We start from the raw sequence: 2,438 nt of genomic DNA on the forward strand, positions 1-2,438 counted from the left end.
TGTATTTGGCAAGCAAAAAATGTATTAAACGGCATTTAAAAATGTACCACTTGCCAACGCATAGAATTAACCTTGTATAATTGATTCTTTGTAACGGTGGCTATCCCCGTTAAACACGATTAAATGCGAGTGATGAATTAATCGATCAATGACTGCTTCCGTTACAATCGGATCTCCGAAAACGTGATTCCATTGACCGAACTGAAGATTTGTTGTAATGATAATGCTCTTCGCTTCATAACACATCGCAATAACCTGAAATAATAATTCTGCTCCTTGTTTATGGAGAGGAATATACCCTAGTTCATCCAAGATCAATAAATCAAGTTTCTCTATTTGTTTAAAGAGCTTATTTAGTGTTCCTTTTTCATTTGCCTCTAGTAATCGATTGACTAATGAGGCTACTGTATAAAATTTGATGGACTTTCCAAACTTTTGTACGGCATTCAATCCAATAATGGTGGCTAAGTAAGTTTTACCTGTGCCCACTCCTCCATAGAAAATTAAATTTTCCTGCCGTTCCAGAAATGCACCATTTAATAAATCCTCTTTACTGAGCCCTTGAGTTAATAATATATCTTTCCAATCAAAAGGATTTCCTTTTGTTTTAGGAAGCGTCGCTTGTGTCAGTAATAGATTCGTCTTCCGTTCCTCTCGTTGCTCAACTTCTCTTCTAAATAACTCTAGTAAGAAATCCTCATTCGTCTTTGCTTCCACTTCATGATAATGTTCTCTGATCCAGCTTAATTTCAACCGCTTGGCATATTCTAGAATCTGACCATTCATTGTAGATCAACTCCTTTCATAAGCTGATCATAATGATCTAAACCTCGAATAGCCTTCGGCATTTCTGGCAATGGTCGATTGGGGTGTATTTCCGAACGGATTCCCCGTCCATTTATCAGTTGATAAAACACCTGTTTAATGGATTCAACAGATGGATGGCCATGCTCAGAAGCGATTATAAGTGCCTCCGTAATTCTACTAAAATCATGTTCTTTCAATACCATTGCTAGTAGTTTAAGAGCCTCTGGTTTTTCCGCAGCTGTACATGAATTGAAATACTCTTGCCATTCTGTTGGAAGTTGCTCATAGAAACTCGTATATTTAAGTGCCAAAGGACGTTTGGCCATTAGGTTTAAGTATGGCTGCCATTTCATAGACTTTCTATATTGACCGTATAATCGAGAGTGACTAACCACCAGCTGATTGTCGTCTGTGAGTATTTCAATCGTATTATATGAGATTTTTACGAGAACCTTACTTAGCGCATACCTCGGAGAGGTTGAATAGAGGTTCTTCTCTACCCTTATATAACCATACTTATCCGCCTTGACGGTTTCATACCTTACACATTGATACTCTTTCCCTGGAAGAACAAAACAAGCTTTTTGATCCTCTTCAAACAATGTAGAAATAAAGGTTTCTTTCTCATAGTGCTTACGTTCACGGTCTCTTTCAGCTTTGTCCCATAACTTCTCGTTAAGTTGATCTATATCAAATACATGTAGACCTGGTAGTAAGAAATTATTCCTCACATATTTGACCATAGCTTCCACATGCCCTTTTTCGTTGCCACTATTCGGATTACAAAACTCGCATTTAAAACCATAGTGAAGAACGAAGTTTTGAAACTCCTCTGTTAGCTGCCGTTCTCCATTTGGCAGTACTTTTTTTACGGCAGGGGATAGATTATCAAACCTGATTGTTTTTGGAACTCCACCCATATGATGAAAAATTCGCTTCAGTCCTTCTAGGAAGCACTCTCTATTTTGTGAAGGAAACACCTGAAAATAAAAAGCATTACTATAAGGAAAAGATAAGACTAGATAGGGGAGCACAATGTCCTCTCCTTGATATTTAAATGGTGCTTCCCCAAAATCAACCTGTGCTGTACCCAGCTTAGATTCAAGTGGTAGAGCGGCTTGACTAGATTCATTTAATAACTCTTTCTTTCTGTTCGAAACATAATTTCTAATCGTTCGATCAGATCCCTTAAAATCAACTTCTTCTTTTAGCTGTTCCCACATCCGCTTTGCGGTTCTACGAAACTTCTTTTTTTGCTTAAAGTCCTCTAAAATCCACTCATCTACGATATGCTTAACTGAATCCATGATGGGTGAAGGTCTGTTCTGTTTCACTTTCACTTCAGGACTAAAATCCTCTTTTTCGGCATACTTTTTTACGGTTCTAGGATCTCTTCCAATTTTTTTCGCTATTGTTGAATAACTACTATCTTTTTCGACAGCCTCATGTCTGATATAATTAATTTCGGCCACTGCCAACATCTCCTTAATACCTCCTGCGCTTGTTTGTCCCAACAGGAAGTGTATGTGTATTTTGGAATGTTGACAAGTGGTTTTTTTAATTTATGCAGTACCTTCCAGGCACTGCATAAATTAAATGCCATAACCTACATTTTTATGATGCCATAGACA

The 2,438-nt window shown here is 37.6% G+C and carries 2 protein-coding genes; both read right to left on the reverse strand.

Annotation, left to right across the window (positions count from 1 at the left end; translation table 11 throughout):
* Positions 1-66: 66 nt before the first annotated feature.
* Positions 67-786, reverse strand: coding sequence for an IS21-like element helper ATPase IstB (gene istB / locus FCJ93_RS24550; protein ID WP_095314893.1), 720 nt, complete (start codon positions 784-786; stop codon positions 67-69).
* The gene (istA, locus tag FCJ93_RS24555; protein WP_137744925.1) at positions 783-2,288 is read right to left on the reverse strand and encodes an IS21 family transposase; all 1,506 of its coding nucleotides are present in this window, start codon (positions 2,286-2,288) and stop codon (positions 783-785) included. Before istA ends, istB begins: the two co-directional genes overlap by 4 nt.
* Between the last annotated feature and the right edge of the window lie 150 nt (positions 2,289-2,438).

Source organism: Robertmurraya siralis (genome assembly GCF_005502275.1).
GTDB lineage: Bacteria > Bacillota > Bacilli > Bacillales > Cytobacillaceae > Robertmurraya > Robertmurraya siralis.